Source organism: Streptomyces sp. NPDC030862 (assembly GCF_055571835.1).
The window spans coordinates 605,478-623,417 of sequence record NZ_JBVIEN010000002.1 but is presented as its reverse complement, the minus strand read 5'-3'; the positions used below and the strand labels follow the sequence as shown (position 1 = coordinate 623,417).

13 protein-coding genes and 1 pseudogene are annotated in these 17,940 nt (G+C 72.1%); 5 read left to right on the top strand and 9 right to left on the bottom strand.

Annotation, left to right across the window (positions count from 1 at the left end):
* Positions 1-114: 114 nt before the first annotated feature.
* From ilvC to ACZ42X_RS07045, 5 genes are all read right to left on the bottom strand, one after another.
* Complete coding sequence (gene ilvC / locus ACZ42X_RS07065; protein ID WP_361418605.1) at positions 115-1,116, bottom strand: ketol-acid reductoisomerase; 1,002 nt, start codon at positions 1,114-1,116, stop codon at positions 115-117.
* A gap of 92 nt (positions 1,117-1,208) precedes the next feature.
* Positions 1,209-1,733: an acetolactate synthase small subunit gene (gene ilvN / locus ACZ42X_RS07060; RefSeq protein ID WP_019889675.1), complete on the bottom strand. Its 525-nt coding sequence runs from the start codon at positions 1,731-1,733 to the stop codon at positions 1,209-1,211.
* A 21-nt stretch (positions 1,734-1,754) separates the two neighbouring features.
* On the bottom strand, positions 1,755-3,620 hold the full coding sequence (locus tag ACZ42X_RS07055; RefSeq protein WP_468285108.1) for an acetolactate synthase large subunit: 1,866 nt from the start codon (positions 3,618-3,620) through the stop codon (positions 1,755-1,757).
* A 214-nt stretch (positions 3,621-3,834) separates the two neighbouring features.
* On the bottom strand, positions 3,835-6,768 hold the full coding sequence (locus ACZ42X_RS07050; protein ID WP_468285105.1) for a putative bifunctional diguanylate cyclase/phosphodiesterase: 2,934 nt from the start codon (positions 6,766-6,768) through the stop codon (positions 3,835-3,837).
* A gap of 348 nt (positions 6,769-7,116) precedes the next feature.
* A complete protein-coding gene (locus ACZ42X_RS07045; RefSeq protein ID WP_468285102.1) occupies positions 7,117-8,067 on the bottom strand; it encodes a 2-hydroxyacid dehydrogenase in 951 nt (316 codons plus the stop codon).
* 47 nt (positions 8,068-8,114) lie between these two features.
* Between ACZ42X_RS07045 and ACZ42X_RS07040 the strand changes: the two genes are divergently transcribed.
* The 3 genes from ACZ42X_RS07040 (at position 8,115) to ACZ42X_RS07030 (ending at position 10,618) form a co-directional block, all read left to right on the top strand.
* Entirely contained in the window at positions 8,115-9,134 is a 1,020-nt protein-coding gene (locus ACZ42X_RS07040; RefSeq protein WP_468285099.1) for an aldo/keto reductase, read from the top strand.
* 88 nt (positions 9,135-9,222) lie between these two features.
* On the top strand, positions 9,223-10,398 hold the full coding sequence (locus tag ACZ42X_RS07035) for a PQQ-dependent sugar dehydrogenase (RefSeq protein ID WP_468285096.1): 1,176 nt from the start codon (positions 9,223-9,225) through the stop codon (positions 10,396-10,398).
* A gap of 13 nt (positions 10,399-10,411) precedes the next feature.
* Positions 10,412-10,618, top strand: coding sequence for a DUF6191 domain-containing protein (locus ACZ42X_RS07030; protein ID WP_468285093.1), 207 nt, complete (start codon positions 10,412-10,414; stop codon positions 10,616-10,618).
* Positions 10,619-10,681: 63 nt separating this feature from the next.
* Here the strand turns inward: ACZ42X_RS07030 and ACZ42X_RS07025 are convergent, their stop codons facing one another.
* Positions 10,682-11,581 carry an MBL fold metallo-hydrolase gene (locus ACZ42X_RS07025; protein ID WP_468285090.1) on the bottom strand — a complete coding sequence of 300 codons (900 nt, stop codon included), beginning with the start codon at positions 11,579-11,581 and terminating at the stop codon, positions 10,682-10,684.
* Positions 11,582-11,711: 130 nt separating this feature from the next.
* Between ACZ42X_RS07025 and ACZ42X_RS07020 the strand changes: the two genes are divergently transcribed.
* Entirely contained in the window at positions 11,712-12,167 is a 456-nt protein-coding gene (locus ACZ42X_RS07020; RefSeq protein WP_468285087.1) for a MarR family winged helix-turn-helix transcriptional regulator, read from the top strand.
* Positions 12,168-12,232: 65 nt separating this feature from the next.
* Here the strand turns inward: ACZ42X_RS07020 and ACZ42X_RS07015 are convergent.
* The 3 genes and pseudogenes from ACZ42X_RS07015 to ACZ42X_RS07005 all read right to left on the bottom strand — a co-directional run.
* Positions 12,233-13,513 (bottom strand): annotated as a pseudogene (locus ACZ42X_RS07015) (pectate lyase family protein); the annotation flags it as partial.
* An 87-nt stretch (positions 13,514-13,600) separates the two neighbouring features.
* A complete protein-coding gene (locus ACZ42X_RS07010) occupies positions 13,601-16,639 on the bottom strand; it encodes a helix-turn-helix transcriptional regulator (protein ID WP_468285661.1) in 3,039 nt (1,012 codons plus the stop codon).
* Between the two features lie 200 nt (positions 16,640-16,839).
* Positions 16,840-17,028, bottom strand: a complete 189-nt coding sequence (locus ACZ42X_RS07005; protein ID WP_361418635.1) for a hypothetical protein — start codon at positions 17,026-17,028, stop codon at positions 16,840-16,842.
* 490 nt (positions 17,029-17,518) lie between these two features.
* On the opposite strand from ACZ42X_RS07005, the gene ACZ42X_RS07000 reads away from it, so the two are divergent.
* The gene (locus tag ACZ42X_RS07000) at positions 17,519-17,938 is read left to right on the top strand and encodes a hypothetical protein (RefSeq protein WP_468285084.1); all 420 of its coding nucleotides are present in this window, start codon (positions 17,519-17,521) and stop codon (positions 17,936-17,938) included.
* Positions 17,939-17,940 lie beyond the last annotated feature (2 nt).

Below are 17,940 nucleotides of genomic sequence, written 5' to 3'. Positions count from 1 at the left end.
CCCGCACGCCCGCCACCCTCCCCCCCCCCGCCCCCCCACCCCCCCCCCCCCCACCCCCCCCCCCCCCCCCGCCCCCCCCCCCCCCCCCCCCCCCCCCCCCCCCCGCCAAGGGGCTTACGCCTCCTCGTTGTCGACCCAGCTCATGAGCTTGCGCAGCTCCTTGCCGGTGGTCTCCAGCAGGTGCTGCGAGTCCTGGGTCTTGTACTCGTTGTACTTCTTCAGACCGCCGTGGTACTCGTCCATCCAGTTCTTGGCGAACGTGCCGTCCTGGATCTCGGCGAGGACCTTCTTCATCTCGGCCTTGGTGGCGTCGGTGACGATGCGCGGGCCGGTGACGTAGTCGCCCCACTCGGCGGTCTCGGAGACCGACCAGCGCATCTTCTCCAGGCCGCCCTCGTACATCAGGTCCACGATCAGCTTCAGCTCGTGGAGGCACTCGAAGTAGGCGATCTCCGGCTGGTAGCCGGCCTCGACCAGGGTCTCGAAGCCCGCCTTCACCAGGGCGCTGGCGCCGCCGCACAGCACGGCCTGCTCGCCGAAGAGGTCGGTCTCGGTCTCCTCGGTGAAGGTCGTCTTGATGACGCCCGCGCGGGTGCCGCCGATGGCCTTGGCGTACGACAGGGCGAGCGCGAAGGCGTTGCCGGTGGCGTCCTGCTCGACGGCGGCGATCGCCGGGACGCCGCGGCCCTCCTCGTACTGGCGGCGGACCAGGTGGCCCGGGCCCTTCGGGGCGACGAGCGCGACGTCGACGCCGGCCGGGGGCTTGATGAAGCCGAAGCGGACGTTGAAGCCGTGGGCGAAGAACAGGGCGTCGCCGTCCTTGAGGTTGTCCTTGACGGACTCCTCGTAGACCTGGGCCTGGATCGGGTCCGGGATCAGGATCATGATGACGTCGGCCTCGGCGGCGGCCTCGGCCGGCGTGACCACGCGCAGGCCCTGCTCCTCGGCCTTGGCCTTGGACTTCGAGCCCTCGTGCAGACCGACGCGGACGTCGACACCCGAGTCACGGAGCGACAGCGCGTGGGCGTGGCCCTGGCTGCCGTATCCGATCACCGCGACCTTGCGGCCCTGGATGATGGACAGGTCGGCGTCGTCGTCGTAGAACAGCTCGGCCACTGGGTTTCTCCTTGGTGTGCTGATGGTGCGTCCCACCGTACGGCGGGGAGGGATGTGAAAGTTGAGGGGTCTCGCTACGCGAGAAACCAGGGTTACGCGGAACGGTCCAGGGCCCGCAGGCTGCGGTCCGTGATGGACCGGGCACCACGCCCTATGGCGATCGTGCCGGACTGGACCAGCTCCTTGATGCCGAACTGCTCCAGCATCTTCAGCATGGCGTCGAGCTTGTCACTCGAACCGGTGGCCTCGATGGTGACCGCCTCGGGGGAGACGTCCACGGTCTTGGCGCGGAACAGCTGGACGATCTCGACGATCTGGGAGCGGGTCTCGTTGTCGGCGCGGACCTTCACCAGGACGAGCTCGCGCTGGATCGCGGCGCTCGGCTCGAGTTCGACGATCTTCAGGACGTTGACCAGCTTGTTGAGCTGCTTGGTCACCTGCTCCAGCGGCAGGTCCTCGACATTGACCACGATGGTGATGCGGGAGATGTCGGGGTGCTCGGTGACACCGACGGCGAGCGAGTCGATGTTGAAGCCGCGGCGGGAGAACAGGGCGGCGATCCGGGCGAGGATGCCGGGGGTGTTCTCCACCAGGACGGAGAGCGTGTGCTTGGACATGTTTCTTGACTCAGCTCTCTCTCAGTCGTCTTCGCTGTCGCCGAAGTCGGGGCGGACACCACGGGCGGCCATGACCTCGTCGTTGGAGGTGCCGGCGGCGACCATGGGCCAGACCTGGGCGTCCTCGTGGACGATGAAGTCGATGACGACCGGGCGGTCGTTGATGGCGTTGGCCTCGGCGATGACCTTGTCCAGGTCCTCCGGGCGCTCGCAGCGCAGCGCCACGCAGCCCATGGCCTCGGACAGCTTCACGAAGTCCGGGATGCGGGTGCCGGCGCTGGGCTCCTTGCCGGTGGCCTCCGGGCCGGAGTGCAGCACGGTGTTGGAGTAGCGCTGGTTGTAGAAGAGGGTCTGCCACTGGCGGACCATCCCGAGGGCGCCGTTGTTGATGATGGCGACCTTGATCGGGATGTTGTTCAGCGCGCAGGTGACCAGCTCCTGGTTGGTCATCTGGAAGCAGCCGTCGCCGTCGATGGCCCAGACCGTGCGGTCCGGCATGCCGGCCTTGGCGCCCATGGCCGCCGGGACGGCGTAGCCCATGGTCCCCAGGCCGCCGGAGTTCAACCAGGTGGCGGGCTTCTCGTAGTCGATGAAGTGGGCGGCCCACATCTGGTGCTGGCCGACGCCGGCCGCGTAGATGGTGCCCTCGGGGGCGAGCTGGCCGATGCGCTGGATGACCTGCTGCGGGGCGAGGGTGCCGTCCTCGGGCTGGTCGTAGCCGAGGGGGTACGTCTCGCGCCAGCGGTTGAGGTCCTTCCACCAGGCGCTGTAGTCGCCGGTGTTGCCCTCGGTGTGCTCGGCCTGGACGGCCTGGACCAGGTCGGCGATGACCTCGCGGGCGTCGCCGACGATCGGGACGTCGGCGGCGCGGTTCTTGCCGATCTCGGCCGGGTCGATGTCCGCGTGGACGATCTTGGCGAACGGGGCGAAGCTGTCCAGCTTGCCGGTGACGCGGTCGTCGAACCGGGCGCCGAGGGCGACGATCAGGTCGGCCTTCTGCAGGGCGGTGACGGCCGTGACGGCGCCGTGCATGCCGGGCATGCCGACGTGCAGCGGGTGGCTGTCGGGGAAGGCGCCCAGCGCCATCAGCGTGGTGGTGACCGGGGCCTGGGTCAGCTCGGCCAGAACCTTCAGCTCGGCGGTGGCGCCGGCCTTCAGGACGCCGCCGCCGACGTACAGGACGGGGCGCTTGGCCTGGGTGATCAGCTTGGCCGCCTCGCGGATCTGCTTGGCGTGCGGCTTGGTGACCGGGCGGTAGCCGGGCAGGTCGAGCTGCGGCGGCCAGCTGAAGACGGTCTTGGCCTGGAGGGCGTCCTTGGAGATGTCGACCAGCACCGGGCCGGGGCGGCCGGTGGAGGCGATGTGGAACGCCTCGGCGATCGTCTTCGGGATGTCCTCGGCCTTGGTGACCAGGAAGTTGTGCTTGGTGATCGGCATGGTGATGCCGCAGATGTCCGCCTCCTGGAAGGCGTCCGTGCCGATCGCCTTGGAGGCGACCTGGCCGGTGATCGCGACCAGCGGGACGGAGTCCATGTGGGCGTCGGCGATCGGGGTGACCAGGTTGGTGGCGCCGGGTCCCGAGGTCGCCATGCAGACGCCGACCTTGCCGGTGGCCTGGGCGTAGCCGGTCGCGGCGTGGCCCGCGCCCTGCTCGTGGCGGACCAGGATGTGACGGACCTTGGTGGAGTCCATCATCGGGTCGTAGGCGGGGAGGATGGCGCCGCCGGGGATGCCGAATACCGTGTCGGCGCCCACTTCCTCGAGAGAGCGGATGAGGGACTGCGCACCCGTGACGTGCTCAACGGTGGCGGAGGAGGTTCCCTGTCCGCCGGTACGGGGCCGCGGCTGCGGATGGTGGGCCCCGGTGGCCTGCTCGGTCATCGGCATTCTCTTCTCGAAGCTGAGGGTTTTTGCGTGGGTTTAGCTGGTTCGGCGGGGTGCCAGTGCAACAAAAAACCCCTCGTGCCGTGAGGCAAGCGAGGGGAGCGCGCCGGTGTGGGTCCGCACGGCCATCGAGGGGCCGTGCTCAGCCGACGCGCTTTCCAAGTACGAGAATTCGGGTGCGCATGGCATTGACCCTCCACCCGGCGCACCATGAGTGTCAAGTGGGTGGGACACGCGTCTCATTATGTGAGCGCATCGGGGGAAGGGACGCGGGCAGGACGGGCAGGGTCGCGGGCACGGTGGAGCCGACGGTGGACCCGGTCGCGCAGCCCGTGGTGGAGCCGGTGAGGACGGGGAGGGCGACGCCGCCGGGCACCGGGAACTCGTCCCGGACCAGCGCACGGCGCAGCCGGTACTCGTCGAGCGGCCCGGAGAAGGCCATTCCCTGTCCATGCGTGCACCCCATCGCGCGCAGCGCCAGCACCTGCTCCGGTACGTCCACGCCCTCGGCGACCGACTGCATGCCGAGGTCGCAGGCGATGCGGAGCAGCCCGCTGGTGATCTTGTGCAGCCGAGGGGACTCGACCACACCTTCGACCAGACCTCTGTCCAGTTTCAGTATGTCCACGGGGAGGCGGCGAAGCGCGGTGATGGCTGCGTATCCGCTGCCGAAACCGTCGAGGGCGACGCGTACGCCCAGGCGGCGCAGGGCCACCAGGCGGTGCTCCAGCTCGTCGAAGGAGAGCCGCGGATCGCTGTCGGCCAGCTCGATGATCAGGGCGCCGGAGGGCAGGGCGTGCCGGGTGAGCAGCGCTTCGACGGTCGACAGCGGCAGGGACCGGTCGAGCAGCCCGCGGGCCGGCAGGCGGACGGTGACGGGCACGTGGTGGCCGCTGCGGCCGCGCTCGGCGGCCGCGTCGACGGCCGCTTCGAGCAGCCAGCGGCTGAGCTCGCCGGTGCGCTCGCCGTCCTCGGCGACCCGGAGGTACTCCGCCGGGGTGAACAGGATGCCCTGGGGGGAGCGCCAGCGGGCCTGGGCGGCGACGGCGGCGACCCGGCCGGTGGCGAGGTCGATCACGGGCTGGTGGAGCAGCGCGAACTCGCCGTCCTTCAGCGCGCTGCGCAGCCGGGTGGCCAGGGTCGTACGGCGGACGACCTCGGCCTGCATCTGGGGGGCGTACAGCTCGACGCGGTTCTTGCCGCCCGCCTTGGCGCGGTACATGGCGAGGTCGGCGTTGCGCAGGAGGTCCCCGGCGCTGATGCCGGGCTCCGCGAAGGCGACGCCGATGGAGGCGGCGACGCGCACCTCCTGGCCCTCGACCCGGTACGGCTCGGAGAGCGTGAGCCGCAGGCGGTCGGCGATCTCGTGGACCTGGATCTCGCGTTCGCCCTGTTCGTGGCCGCCGTCGCCGAGGATGAGCGCGGCGAACTCGTCGCCGCCGAGCCGGGCGGCGGTGTCCCCCGCCCGTACGGAGTCCTGGAGGCGGCGGGCGGCCTGGACGAGCAGTTCGTCACCGGCCTGGTGGCCGAGGCGGTCGTTGACGCCCTTGAAGCCGTCGAGGTCGATGAAGAGCACGGCGGTGCCGGAGTCGCCGGCCCGGCGGCCGCTGAGGGCCTGGCGGACGCGCTTGGTGAACAGGGCGCGGTTGGGCAGGTCGGTGAGCGGGTCGTGCTCGGCGTTGTGCTGGAGCTGGGCCTGGAGGCGGACCCGTTCGGTGACGTCCCGGCTGTTGAAGATCAGGCCGCCCTGGTGGCGGTTGACGGTGGACTCGACGTTGAGCCACTCGCCGGTGCCGGACTTGAAGCGGCACTCGATGCGGGTCGTGGGCTCCTCCGCGGGGGAGGCGGCCAGGAAGCGCCGCACCTCGTGGACCACGGCTCCGAGGTCGTCGGGGTGGATGAGGGAGGCGAGCTCGGAGCCGATGAGCTCGTCGGCCTCGCGCCCGTACACCCCGGACGCGGCCGGGCTGACGTAGCGCAGGACACCGGTGGGCGCGGCGATCATGATGACGTCGCTGGAGCCCTGCACGAGCGACCGGAAGTGGTTCTCCTTCTGGGCCAGTTCGTGGGTGAGGGCGATGTTGTCGACGAGCATGATGCCCTGCCGTACGACGAGGGCGAGGACGACGGTGCAGCCGGTGAAGACCACGACGCGGTCCACGCGGCGGCCCTCGATGACGTTGTAGAGGATCCCCAGGGTGCAGACGGCCGCTGCCAGGTACGGCGTGAGGGCGGCGAGGGAGCCCGCGACGGGCCGGCCCGGGTGGCGCGGGTGCCCCAGGTGGCGCGGACCGCGCGGCGGCGCGGCGCTCTCGACGGTGCGGCGTGCGCCCCAGGGGGCGTACGCGAGGAGCAGCGACCCGGCGAACCAGCCGGCGTCCAGCAGCTGGCCGGAGCGGTAGTTCTCGCGCAGCAGCGGTGAGGTGAACAGGGCGTCGCACAGGACGGTCAGCGCGAGGGCCGCGATGGCCGTGTGGACGGCGGACCGGTTGGCCTGGGAGCGCCGGAAGTGCAGCGCCAGGACCATGCTCACCAGCACGATGTCGAGCAGCGGGTACGCGAGCGAGAGCGCGGCCCGGGCGACGCTCTCGCCCTCGAAGCGGGCCGTGTGCGTGAGGGCCAGGCTCCAGGACAGGGTGAGCAGGGAGCCGCCGATGAGCCAGGAGTCCAGCCCGAGGCAGACCCAGCCCGCCCGGGTGACCGGGCGCTTGGCGAGGACCAGCAGCCCGACGATGGCGGGCGGCGCGAAGAGCAGGAAGAACAGGTCGGCGAGGGACGGACTCGGTACCGGCCGGCCCAGGACGACTTCGTACCAGCCCCAGACGCAGTTCCCGGCGGCGGCCATGGCGGAGGAGAACGCGAACAGGAGCCAGGCCGGGCGGAAGCGGCTGCCCCGCGCACGGGCGTACAGGAAGCAGGAGACGGAGGCGGTGATCGCGGCGGCGCTGAGGCCGAAGTCGCCCATCACCTGGGCCATCTTGTCGGAGCCCCAGCCGAGGGCGGCGCCGGTGGCGTAGGCCGCGCAGACGAGGGCGAGGGCGAACTGGCAGACCAGGCTGCCCGCGCCGCCCGCCTCACCGCCCCTTCCCGGCCCGTGACCGCTGCCGTGGGCGACGGAGGGGCGCTCGATCAGCATGCCCGGGGCGCTCATCGGAACGCTCCGGCACGGGTGTGCCGCCGGGGCGGCCGGATCGGCGCCGACGCGGGCGCCGGCGCGCTCGCCGGGGCACCGGCTGGTGCGCCGACCGGTGTGCGGCGGGATCGCAGCCGAGTGCCCCGTCGCGTCGGTTCGTTGGTCCATCGACCGTGCATCGCCCGTCGCCCCCCTCGGATTCTGATCGGCAATCACGTCGCTCCCCTGCGTCATTCCATGTCGACGCGTGCCCCCAGATCGGGACGATACACCAGATCCGTCACGCAGGGACAGGGCCTATCTACGCTGCGTAACGATCATCTGAGTTACGGGTGCGTACCGCGCGCGTTTGGCTGCGCAGCGTGTTCACGTGGTAATGAGCACCTCGTTCCGCAGCGGCTCGCCCTTGGCGAAGAGGGTGAGCTGCTCGGCCAGCAGCCGCTTGGCGCGGGGCATGAAGGCGGAGGTGGAGCCGCCGACGTGGGGGCTGATCAGGACGCCGGGAGCGTGCCACAGCGGGTGTGCGGCGGGCAGCGGCTCGGGGTCGGTGACGTCCAGGGCGGCCGTGATCCGGCCGCGCTCGGCCTCGGCGAGGAGCGCGTCGGTGTCGAGGACCGGGCCGCGCGAGACGTTCACGAGGAGGGCCCCGTCCTTCATGCGGGCCAGGAAGCCCGCGTCGGCGAGGTGGCGGGTCTCGGGGGTGAGGGGCGTGGCGAGGACGACGACGTCGGCCTGCGGGAGGAGCGAGGGCAGGTCGGTGAGCGCGTGGACGGGCCCGCGCTCGGTGGTGCGGGCGGAGCGCGCGACGCGCATGACCCGCGCGCACTCGAAGGGCGCGAGCCGGTCGTCGATGGCGGCGCCGATGGACCCGTACCCCACGATCAGCACGGACTTGTCCGCGAGTGCCGGGTAGAAGCCGGCCCGCCACTCCTCGCGGTCCTGGCCGCGTACGAAGCCGGGGATGCCGCGCAGCGAGGCGAGGATCAGCGCCAGGGTGAGCTCGGCGGTGCTGGCCTCGTGGACGCCCTTGGCGTTGCACAGCGCCACGCCGGGCGGCAGCGAGCCGAGGCCCGGGGTCACGTGGTCTATCCCGGCGGAGAGCGTCTGGACGACGCGCACGGAGGTCATGGCGGCGAGCGGGCGCACCGCGATCTCGCTCGGCTTCATGTACGGGACGACGTAGAAGGCACAGTCGGCGGGGTCGGCCGGGAAGGCGGGGGCGCCGTCCCAGAACCGGTAGGTCAGGCCGGATTCGGCGGGAGCGGGCAGGCCGTCGATCTCGTCGGCGGGAACGGGGAGCCACACGTCAGCAGTCATGGTCAGGAGGTTAGTTTGGGAAACGGCACGAGGAGGGGTACGGGGAGTTGGAGCGCAGGACAATCGGGGCGACAGCGCTCGAGGTCGGGGCGGTCGGCCTGGGCTGCATGCCGATGAGCTGGGCGTACAGCGCCTCTCAGCAGCACGGCGAGCGCTCCCTGCGCACCGTGCACGCCGCGCTCGACGCCGGTGTGACCCTGCTCGACACGGCCGACATGTACGGGCCGTTCACCAATGAGCTGCTGCTGGGGCGGGTACTGAAGGAGCGGCGCGCGGACGCCTTCGTGTCGACGAAGTGCGGACTGCTGGTCGGCGAACAGCACATCGTGGCCAACGGCCGCCCGGGGTACGTGCGGCGGGCGTGCGACGCCTCGCTGCGACGGCTCCAGACGGACGTCATCGACCTGTACCAGCTGCACCGCGCCGACCCGGAGGTGCCCGTCGAGGAGACGTGGGGGGCGATGGCGGAGCTGGTGACGGCCGGCAAGGTGCGGGCGCTGGGGCTGTGTGCGATGGCGGTGCGGTCGGGGCGGCGGGGGGCCGCCGGGCCGGGTGCGGATCTCTACGACGGAACGATTCGCCAGCTGGAGCGGGTGCAGCAGGTCTTCCCCGTGAGCGCCGTACAGGCGGAGCTGTCGGTGTGGTCGCCGGAGGCGCTGCGGCGGCTGCTGCCGTGGTGCGAGGCGCGGGGTGTGGGCTTCCTGGCCGCGATGCCGCTGGGCAACGGCTTCCTGACCGGGACGCTGACGCCGGGCAGCGGCTTCGAGCCGGAGGACCTGCGGGCCCGGCACCCGCGGTTCACGGCCGAGATGATGGCGGCGAACCAGCCGGTGGTGGCGGGCCTGCGCCGGGTCGCCGCGCGGCACGGCGGACCGGCGGCCGGGGTGACTCCGGCGCAGGTGGCGCTGGCGTGGGCGCTGTCGCGCGGACCGCACGTGGTGCCCGTACCGGGTACGAAGCGCGAGCGGTGGGCGGTGGAGAACGCGGGCGCGGCCGCGCTGAGGCTGGCGCCGGAGGACCTCGCGGAGATCGCGGCGCTGCCGCCGGCGCAGGGTTCGTGGGACTGACCGCACGCACGTGGCGGCCTGAGCGGCGCGCGCGGTGTATCAAGAGTGTCGTGCAGCTCGCACCGCCGCCGGCGAAGGGATTCGTACTGTGCAACGTCCTGATGTGAGGGCCGGGTTGGCCGTATCGGCCGCAGCCTCGCTCGTGTTGGCCGCCGGCTGTTCGGGGGGTGGCGGCGCCGGTCCGACGGACGGCCGGAGCGCCGCGTCCCCGGCGCCCGCCACGTCCGCACCGGCCTCCCCCGCCTCCCCGTCCCCCGCGGCGCCGCCCGCGAAGGGCACGGTGAAGGTGGTGCGGACGCTCACCGAGGGGCTGAAGTCGCCGTGGGGGCTGGCCGCGCTGCCCGACGGCGATCTACTGGTCTCCTCCCGGGACGAGGGGACGATCACGCGCGTCGACGGGGAGAGCGGCGAGCAGACCGTGCTCGGCTCCGTACCCGGGGTGGCCCCGGCGGGCGAGGGCGGGCTGATGGGCCTCGCGCTCTCACCCTCGTACGCCTCGGACCACCTCGTCTACGCGTACTTCACCACCGAGTCGGACAACCGCATCGCCCGCATGCTGTACGACGAGAAGAAGCCGGCCGGGCAGCAGCTCGGCGCGCCGGACACGGTCCTGCGGGGCATCCCCAAGGGGACGGTCCACAACGGCGGGCGGATCGCCTTCGGCCCGGACAAGATGCTGTACGCGGGCACCGGCGAGACCGGTGAGACGGGCCTGGCGCAGGACAGGGCGTCCCTGGGCGGCAAGATCCTGCGCATGACCCCGGACGGGCAGCCGGTCCACGGCAACCCCTCGGCGGACTCCGTCGTCTACTCGTGGGGGCACCGCAATGTGCAGGGGCTCGCGTGGGACGCCGACAAGCGGCTGTGGGCGGCCGAGTTCGGGCAGAACACCTGGGACGAGCTGAACGCGATCCAGCCGGGCGGGAACTACGGCTGGCCCGAGGCCGAGGGCAAGGCCGGGCGGTCGGGGTACCTCGACCCGGTCGCCCAGTGGAAGCCGGCCGAGGCCTCGCCGAGCGGTATCGCCGTGGCGCAGGGCTCGGTCTGGCTGGCGGGGCTGCGGGGCGAGCGGCTGTGGCGCGTCCCGCTGGCCGGAGCGGAACCTTCCGCGCAGCCGCAGGAGTTCCTGGGAGAGGAGTACGGCCGGCTGCGCACGGTGGTGCCGGCGGGCGGGAACAAGCTCTGGCTGGTCACGAGCGAGACGGACACGAGGGGCACGCCGGGGCCTGGCGACGACAAGATCCTCCTGCTGGAGGTGACCTGAGAGGCGGCAGCCAGTGTTCAACCTGATGGAGGAGCTCTTCGCACCGGGACGCAAGCACACCCGCGACGAGGAGCGCCGGCTCGCGCTCACCCGCGAGGACCTCGGGGACAACGATCCCTCGCGCGGCCCGATAGACCTCGGCTCGGGCAAGGTCACGATCCGCGTCGAGGCCCCGGCACGGGAGGCGCGGGAGACCCGGGAGGAGCGGGAGGAGCGGTAGCGGGGCCACCGGTCGTCTTGCCGGGCACGGGTCGTCGTGCCGGACAGCGGTCGTCGTGCCGGGTCAGGTGTCCAGGGGGTGCCAGGCGGGGCCGTCCCCGCCGCGCCGGACCCGTCCGAACTGCACGTCGGCGAAGTGGATGCCGAAGCCGATCGTGTCGGGGCGCTCCAACTCGGCGACGAGACGGCGGCGGTGGGCCGCTGAGCGGACGGGGTCGCCGTCGAAGGCCGACGACCATGCGGGGTGGCCGGCCTGGATCGGGGAGTGCAGGGCGTCGCCGAAGGCGATCAGCCGCTGTCCGCCCGAGCTGAGGGTGTACGCGGCGTGCCCGGGCGTGTGGCCCGGGGTGAGCCGTACCCGTACGCCGGGGAACACCTCCTCCCCGTCCGCCACCGTACGGACGCGGGGCGCCAGGGCGGCGGTCTCCTCGTCCGCGTCGCCCCGTGCCGCCGATGCCGCGTGAGGGGCCCATTCCGGTGCGGTCACCAGATGCGCGGCGTGGGCGAAGGCGGGCCGGTCCGCGCCCGGGGCTGCGTACGAGGCCCAGCCGGTGTGGTCGGCGTGGAGGTGGGTGAAGGCGACGGCCTCGACGTCCTCGGGGCGGCGGCCCAGTCGGGCCAGGTTGTCCAGCAGCGCACCGCCGTGGATCCGACCGCGCGGGCCCCGCGGATCGGCCGGCCACTCCCGCGGGCCGAACCCGGCGTCGATCAGGAGGGCGCGGTCACCGTGCTCCACCAGCAGGCCGCCGATGCTCGCCACCAGGAAGCCGGACGCGTCCAGGAACTCCGGGCGGGCGGCCCACACGGCGTCGGTGGTGTCCGGGAGCAGGTCGCGCGGCCGGAGGCGCACATCGCCGTCCGGTACGTACGTCACCTTCAGGTCGCCCAGCCGCACCGAGCGGATGCCCGCCGGTCGTCGCGACCGCTCGCCCGGCGCATGCCGCTCCCTCGTGGTGTTCGTCATCAGCCTTCTCCCCATGGGCCGTTGGTGGCGTCGCCGCCCCCTGCCGGAGCGACGACGCCACCATAAGCATCAAGCTAGAACCATGCAAGTTTTAATTATTCTGGCTTGATGGACTTGCTAGCATGAGCCCATGACGAAGCAGCCGGAGACCCAGCTGGACGCCCGGCCGGAAGCGCGGGCCGCCGCCGCCGAGCGCGAGCTGTGCGGCCTGGTGAACGGACTGGCCCAGCGCATCACCGAGCACGTGCGCGAACGCGCCGTCACCCTGGGCCTCACCGCGGCTCAGGCGACGGCCCTGCGGGAGATGACCGGGCCGATGACGATGCGGGAGCTCGCCGAGCGCATGAGCTGCGAGCCGTCCAACGCCACCTTCGTCATCGACAAGCTGGAGAAGCGGGGCCTGGTCGAGCGCCGCGCCCACCCCACCGACCGCCGCGCCAAGCACCTCGTGCTCACCCCTGCGGGCGAGGCCCTGCGGGAGCGGCTCCTCGCGCTGCTGGTCCAGGACTCCCCGCTGGCCGGACTCACCGCCGAGCAGCAGGGAGTCCTGCAGAGCCTGCTCGAACAGGCCGTCACCCGCTCCTGAGCCGCTCCTGAGCCGCTCCTGAGCCGTCGCCGGGCGCGGTGCTACCCGGCGTAGGTCTCGAACTCGTTGCCGTAGCTGGTCCCGTCGGCCTTGCCGGAGCCGTCGGAGCCGGCCCCGATGCTGAGGTTGGTCCCGCCTGGCTGGGTCGGCCCCGGGGTGGGTGTGGGGGTCGGGGTGGGGGTCTGCGGCGAGCAGGCGCCGTCCGAGACGCGCAGCCCCTTGCCGGCGCCCGCCGTCCGGCTCACGACGCCCGGCACGCAGGCGGCCTGGTCGAGGGCGTACGTGTACGGGATGGCGACCGTGGTGGTGGACCGAGGGTTCGGGCCGGCCGGGTTGTAGTCGGTACCGGGGCTGGACCAGGTCACGTTGTCGAAGACGTTGCCGCTCACCTGCCAGTACCCGGCCGCGTCCGTGTAGAACGTGCCCAGGACGTCCTTGGAGTCCTCGAAGTAGTTGCTGTCCACCTTGGCGCGAGCGCCGGCGCGGGAGTTGATGCCGGAGTCGTTGAGGCGCACGTAGTGGTTGTTGTAGAGGTGGGCCGTGCCGCCGCGCAGCAGCGGTGCGCGGGAGTCGATGTTCTCGTACAGGTTGTGGTGGAAGGTGACGAAGCCGTTCGAGAGGTCGCTCTCGCTGGACCCGATGAGGCCACCGCGGCCGGAGTTGCGCAGGATGCTGTAGGACAGCGTCACGTACTGGGTGTTGTCCTTCATGTCGAAGAGGCCGTCGTACCCCTCCGACTCCCCGCCCGAGGCCTCCAGGGTGACGTGGTCGACCCAGACGTTGCGGACGTTGCTCTCCATGCCGATGGCGTCGCCGCCGTTGGAGGTGGGTGAGCCGGACTTCTTGACGTTCCGGACGGTCACGTTCTGGATGACGATGTTGCGGGCGTCGCGGATGTGGATGCCCAGCTGGTCGAAGACGGCACCGCCGCCTACGCCGACGAGCGTGACGTTGCTGATCTGCTTGAGCTCGATCACGCCGTCGGCGGTGCTGCAGCTGGGGCCCGACACCTTGCCGGTGTTGGCGTGGTTGATGGTGCCCTCGACCTGGATGGTGATCGGGGTGCTGCTGCTCGCCCGGCCGCACAGGGCCGCGTGGATCGCGGTTCCCGTGGTCGCCCGTACCGTCTGGCCGCCCGCGCCACCGGTGGTGCCGCCGTTCTGGGTGGCGTAGCCGGTGGCGCCGGCGGTCGCCGCCGACGCCTCGGGTACCGACAGCGCCACACCGGCCGCGGCCACGAGGGCCCCGGTGGCCAGTGCCGCGGAGAGTCGGAGTGCGGCCGTTCGTCTCTTCCCCGGCGTGCTCGTCGTCGTTCTCCCCGTCCTCGTTCTCGTCGTCCTCGTCATCGCGTGGCCCTTCGCCGTCGAAGACCGGATACCGGTTGCACACCCTGGTCGTCGCTGAGGCCGTCGAGGTTGCCGCGGGGCGAGGGGTCAGGCCGGGGTCTCCTGGAGGAGGCGGAGGCGGTGGGCCAGGGCGGCCGCCTCGCCGCGGCCGGAGACGCCGAGCTTCGCGAGGATGTTGGAGACGTGGACGCTCGCCGTCTTCGGCGAGATGAAGAGCTCCTCGGCTATCTGGCGGTTCGTCCGGCCCATCGCCACCAGGCGCAGGACGTCCTGCTCGCGGGGCGTGAGCCCGAAACCGGCGTCCGGCTCCTCCTCCCGCGGCTCGGCGGCGGGGCCGGGAGCGGGCGCCGTCAGGGGGAGGCGGGCGCGGGCGGCGAGCAGTTCGAGGTCCTCGCGCAGCGGGCGGGCGCCGAGGCGGACGGCGACCGGGTGGGCCTCCCGCAGCAGCTCGGCGGCCCGGTCCCGGCCGCCGCCCTCGGCCAGCAGCGCGTCGGCCCAGCGGTGGCGTGCGCGGGCGAGCTCGTACGGGCGCTCCAGCGGGCCGAAGGCGGCGGCCACCTCGGCCCAGCGGTCGGCGCGGCCGTTGCCCCCGGCACGGTCCAGTTCGGCGGCGACGAAGAGGCTGTAGGCCCGCCATACGGCGACGGGCGTGGCGAGCCGCCTGGCCTGGGTGCGGATGAGGTCCAGCACCTCGGGGCGCCCTTCGGCCGCGGCGGGCAGGCCGAGGGCGTCCGCCTCGGCGGTGGCGGCGGTGAGGAGCAGCGGCCAGGCGTACCGGTAGCTGCCGGTGGTCGGGAAGCCACCTCCGGCGGTGTCGGCCAGTCGGGCCCGTACGTCGGCGAGACGGCCGCGGGCGGCGGCGAGGGCGACTTCGAGGGTGATCACCGGTAGCTGGTACTGCATCATCGGGTCGTGCGTGCCGTACGCCTCCCGGGCGAGAGCCAGGTGTTCCTCGCACAGGGTCAGTTCACCACGGCGCAGGGCGAGTTGGGCGCGCTTCAGGTGGGCGGTGCCGCGGGGCCTGGGACTGTAGGCGATGCGCTGGAGCCGCTCGGCGCCCTCGCTCGCCTCGTCCCAGCGGCCCAGGGAGATCTGGGCCTCGATGAGGTTGCCCAGGACCCAGCCCTCGCTGTCGAGGAGGCCGCGGGTGCGCGCGTACTCGATGCCCTCGGTGGCGATGCGGGCCGACTCGCGGGAGCGGCCGGAGGCCTCCAGGGAGGAGGAGAGGTTGATGTAGGCGCGGCCGGCCTCGGTGCGCAGGGACAGCTCCCTGGCCCGGTCGCGTACCGCGTACATCGCGGCGAGGCCCGACTCGATGTCACCGGCGTCGACCATGAGGCCGCCGAGGGTGAGGCGGGCGTTGAGCTCGATCGGCTCCGCCTGGACGAGCCGGGCGTACTCGACGGCCTGTTCGGCGGCGGCGAGGCTTTCGGGGCCGGGGGCGTGCAGCATGCCCCAGCCGGCGGCGACGGCCAGCACCTGGGCGTGCACGGCGGACGGCGGCAGGCCGCGTACCAGCTCCTGGGCGGTGGCGATCTCGGCCCAGCCGTCGCCCCGCCCGAGGTTCGAGATGAGGCGGGAGCGCTCGGTCCAGAACCAGGCGGCGCGCAGGTGGTCGGTGTCGCCGTCGAGGAGGCGCAGCGCGCGCTTCACTATCTTCAGGGCCCGTTCGCGCTCGCCGCACAGCCGGGCGGCGACGGCGGCCTCGGCCAGGAGGTCGAGGTAGCTGAGGGGGGTGTTGTCGGGGTCGCAGCCGCAGGCGGGGTAGGCGTCGGCGTAGTCGATGGGCCGCAGGGAGGCGCGGACCTGGGCGGGGACGTCGTCCCACAGCTCCATGGCCCGCTCCAGCAGCCGCAGTTGCTCGGCGTGGGCGTGCCGCTTGCGGGCCTCGGCGGCGGCCCGCAGGACCACGGGGAGGGCCTTGCTGGCGTCGTGGGCGTGGTACCAGTAGCTGGCCAGCCGGGTGGAGCGCTCGTCGGCCCGTACGAGGCAGAGGTCGGCCTCCAGGGCTTCGGCGTACCGGCGGTTGAGGCGGGAGCGCTCGCCGGGCAGCAGGTCGTCGCTGACGGCCTCGCGCACCAGGGAGTGGCGGAAGCGGTAACCCTCGCCGTCGGGGACGGCGAGCAGGATGTTGGCGTTGACGGCGGCGCGCAGGGCCTCGATGAGGTCGTCCTCGGGGAGCCGGGCGACGGCGGCGAGGAGCCCGTACTCCACGGTGGAACCGCCCTCGGCGACGATCCTGACGACCTTCTGGGCGTCCTCGGAGAGCCGCTCGACGCGGACCAGCAGCAGGTCGCGCAGGGAGTCGCTGAGCTCGCCGGGGGCGCCGCTCTCACGGCAGACGACGAGCTCCTCGACGAAGAAGGCGTTGCCGTCGGAGCGGCCGAAGATGTCGTCGACGAGGGCGGGGGCGGGCTCGGCGGCGAGGATGCCGGTCAGCTGGCGGTGCACCTCGGTGCGGGTGAAGCGGGACAGCTCGATGCGGCGCACCGTGCGCATCCGGTCGAGCTCGGCGAGGAGGGGCCGCAGCGGGTGGCGGCGGTGGATGTCGTCGGACCGGTAGGTGCCGACCACGACGAGCCGGCCGCGGCGCAGGGTGCGGAAGAGGTAGGCGAGGAGGTGGCGGGTGGAGGCGTCGGCCCAGTGGAGGTCCTCCAGGGCGAGGACGACCGTGTGGTCGGTGGCGATGCGCTCCAGCAGGCGGACGGTCAGCTCGAAGAGGCGGGCGGTGCTGTCCTCGTTGTACGGCTCGTGGCCGTAGGCGTCGCCGCCGAGCTCGGGCAGCAGCCGGGCGAGCTCGCCCTCCTGGCCTTCGGCGGCGGCGGCCAGCTCCTCGGGGAGCCGGCGGCGCAGCAAGCGCAGCGCGGTGGAGAACGGGGCGAAGGGCAGGCCGTCGGCGCCGATCTCGACACAGCCGCCGACGGCGACCACGACACCCTGCCGGCACGCCTCGCCGAGGAACTCCTCCAGCAGGCGGGTCTTGCCGACGCCGGCCTCGCCGCCGACGACCAACGCCTGCGGCTCCCCCGCGGCGGCGCGGGAGAGCGCTTCGGTGAGCGCGGTCAGTTCACCGGCTCTGCCGACGAACACCGGGCTGACGGACCTGGTTTCCACGATGCCGAGCATCGCACAGGCGTCTGACATCGCGGGACCTGTTTCTCCGGAGGGGTCCGCATACCGGGACGGGGCCCGGTCCCGCCGGGGAACCGGTACCCGTACCGGTCCGGAGGCCGGGCCGGGCGGACGCCGGGCCGGGCGGACGCCGGGCCGGGCCCCGATCCCCCGACGGGGCCCGGCTTCCCGACTGCCTCCGTCGGGCGTGGAGTTCAGGCGGCGGGGGCGAATCGCTCCCGCTCTCCGCCGCCGCCGGTACTCACCCGCCCCTCGGGCCCGTGGCCGCCGGACCGGCGGCGGGCGGTACGCCGCGCCTTGCGCGCGGCCCGGGCCAGCCGCTCGGCGTCGGCCTCGCGGAGAAGTTCGGCGTGGCGGTCCCGGTGCGGTTCGTACGTGAGCATCTCGGTCTCCCTGAGTCCTGAGCGAGGTGTAGTTCGCGGCGCGCTTGCCGCATGCCTCAACTCTCGCGTCCCAGGGGGTGCTCCCACATCGGGAGAGTGCCGCATGTTGGGGCCCCGGGGGGCCTTAGGCCCGTACCGGACGGCAGGAGAGTGCCTTAGACGTTTCTCGGTCGGGCAGCAAACTCAACCGTCGACCGCGGCCAGGACCACAGGTGCCCCGGTACTACTGACATCGAACGCGCCGCGTGCAAACCAGGACCGGATACCTGGCCCGAAGTCGTTCCGCGTTCTGGCGACACAGCCAATCCCCCGCCGCACGCTTGTACTGTGACGTCAGGAGCGCACGCTGTGACGGCAGTTGTGCTGGGCGTGGAAGCAATGTCAAGCATCCTTGCTCCCGCCCAAGACGCAGACCCCAGTCCTGGCACGTCACAGCCGCAACTGGCAACGGGAGGCCGCGAAGATGTCTTGGGATGAGTGGAATCGGGCCGTGACCACGGCAGGGCACCGGTCCAGCACTGCTAGCACGCAACTGAACCAGACCCCCGGCAAGGGGAGCTCAAGCACTGATCTGGTGGTGTACGACGAAGCCCTCGGCAAGTTGGGCGATATAGCGCGTGCCCTTCGAGACCAGCTGTCCAGCAACGGTGACCACGCCCGCGCAGCCACCTCCGAGGCCGCCACGGCTCTTTCCAACGATGGTCTCGAAATGGGTGCCGGCCTTCTTGAAGTGAATGAGGCATGGCTCACCAAGTTGGCCACACTCAAGGAGGCTTGCGGACACATTTCCAATCATCTTGATTATTCACGAGCCTCTCAGGTGAAGACCGAGCAGAAGATCGCTTTGGACATGAAAACGGCGGGGGGAGACACCATGACCGTTTCCCGGATTTACGATCTTTTTAAATAGCG

Excerpts from the sequence above, each read along its gene's own strand:
- ilvN (WP_019889675.1), bottom strand. The coding sequence starts at position 1,733 with ATGTCCAAGCACACGCTCTCCGTCCTGGTGGAGAACACCCCCGGCATC.
- ACZ42X_RS07055 (WP_468285108.1), bottom strand. The coding sequence starts at position 3,620 with ATGCCGATGACCGAGCAGGCCACCGGGGCCCACCATCCGCAGCCGCGG.
- ACZ42X_RS07050 (WP_468285105.1), bottom strand. The coding sequence starts at position 6,768 with ATGAGCGCCCCGGGCATGCTGATCGAGCGCCCCTCCGTCGCCCACGGC.
- ACZ42X_RS07045 (WP_468285102.1), bottom strand. The coding sequence starts at position 8,067 with ATGACTGCTGACGTGTGGCTCCCCGTTCCCGCCGACGAGATCGACGGC.
- ACZ42X_RS07025 (WP_468285090.1), bottom strand. The coding sequence starts at position 11,581 with ATGACGAACACCACGAGGGAGCGGCATGCGCCGGGCGAGCGGTCGCGA.
- ACZ42X_RS07020 (WP_468285087.1), top strand. The coding sequence starts at position 11,712 with ATGACGAAGCAGCCGGAGACCCAGCTGGACGCCCGGCCGGAAGCGCGG.
- ACZ42X_RS07010 (WP_468285661.1), bottom strand. The coding sequence starts at position 16,639 with ATGCTCGGCATCGTGGAAACCAGGTCCGTCAGCCCGGTGTTCGTCGGC.
- ACZ42X_RS07005 (WP_361418635.1), bottom strand. The coding sequence starts at position 17,028 with ATGCTCACGTACGAACCGCACCGGGACCGCCACGCCGAACTTCTCCGC.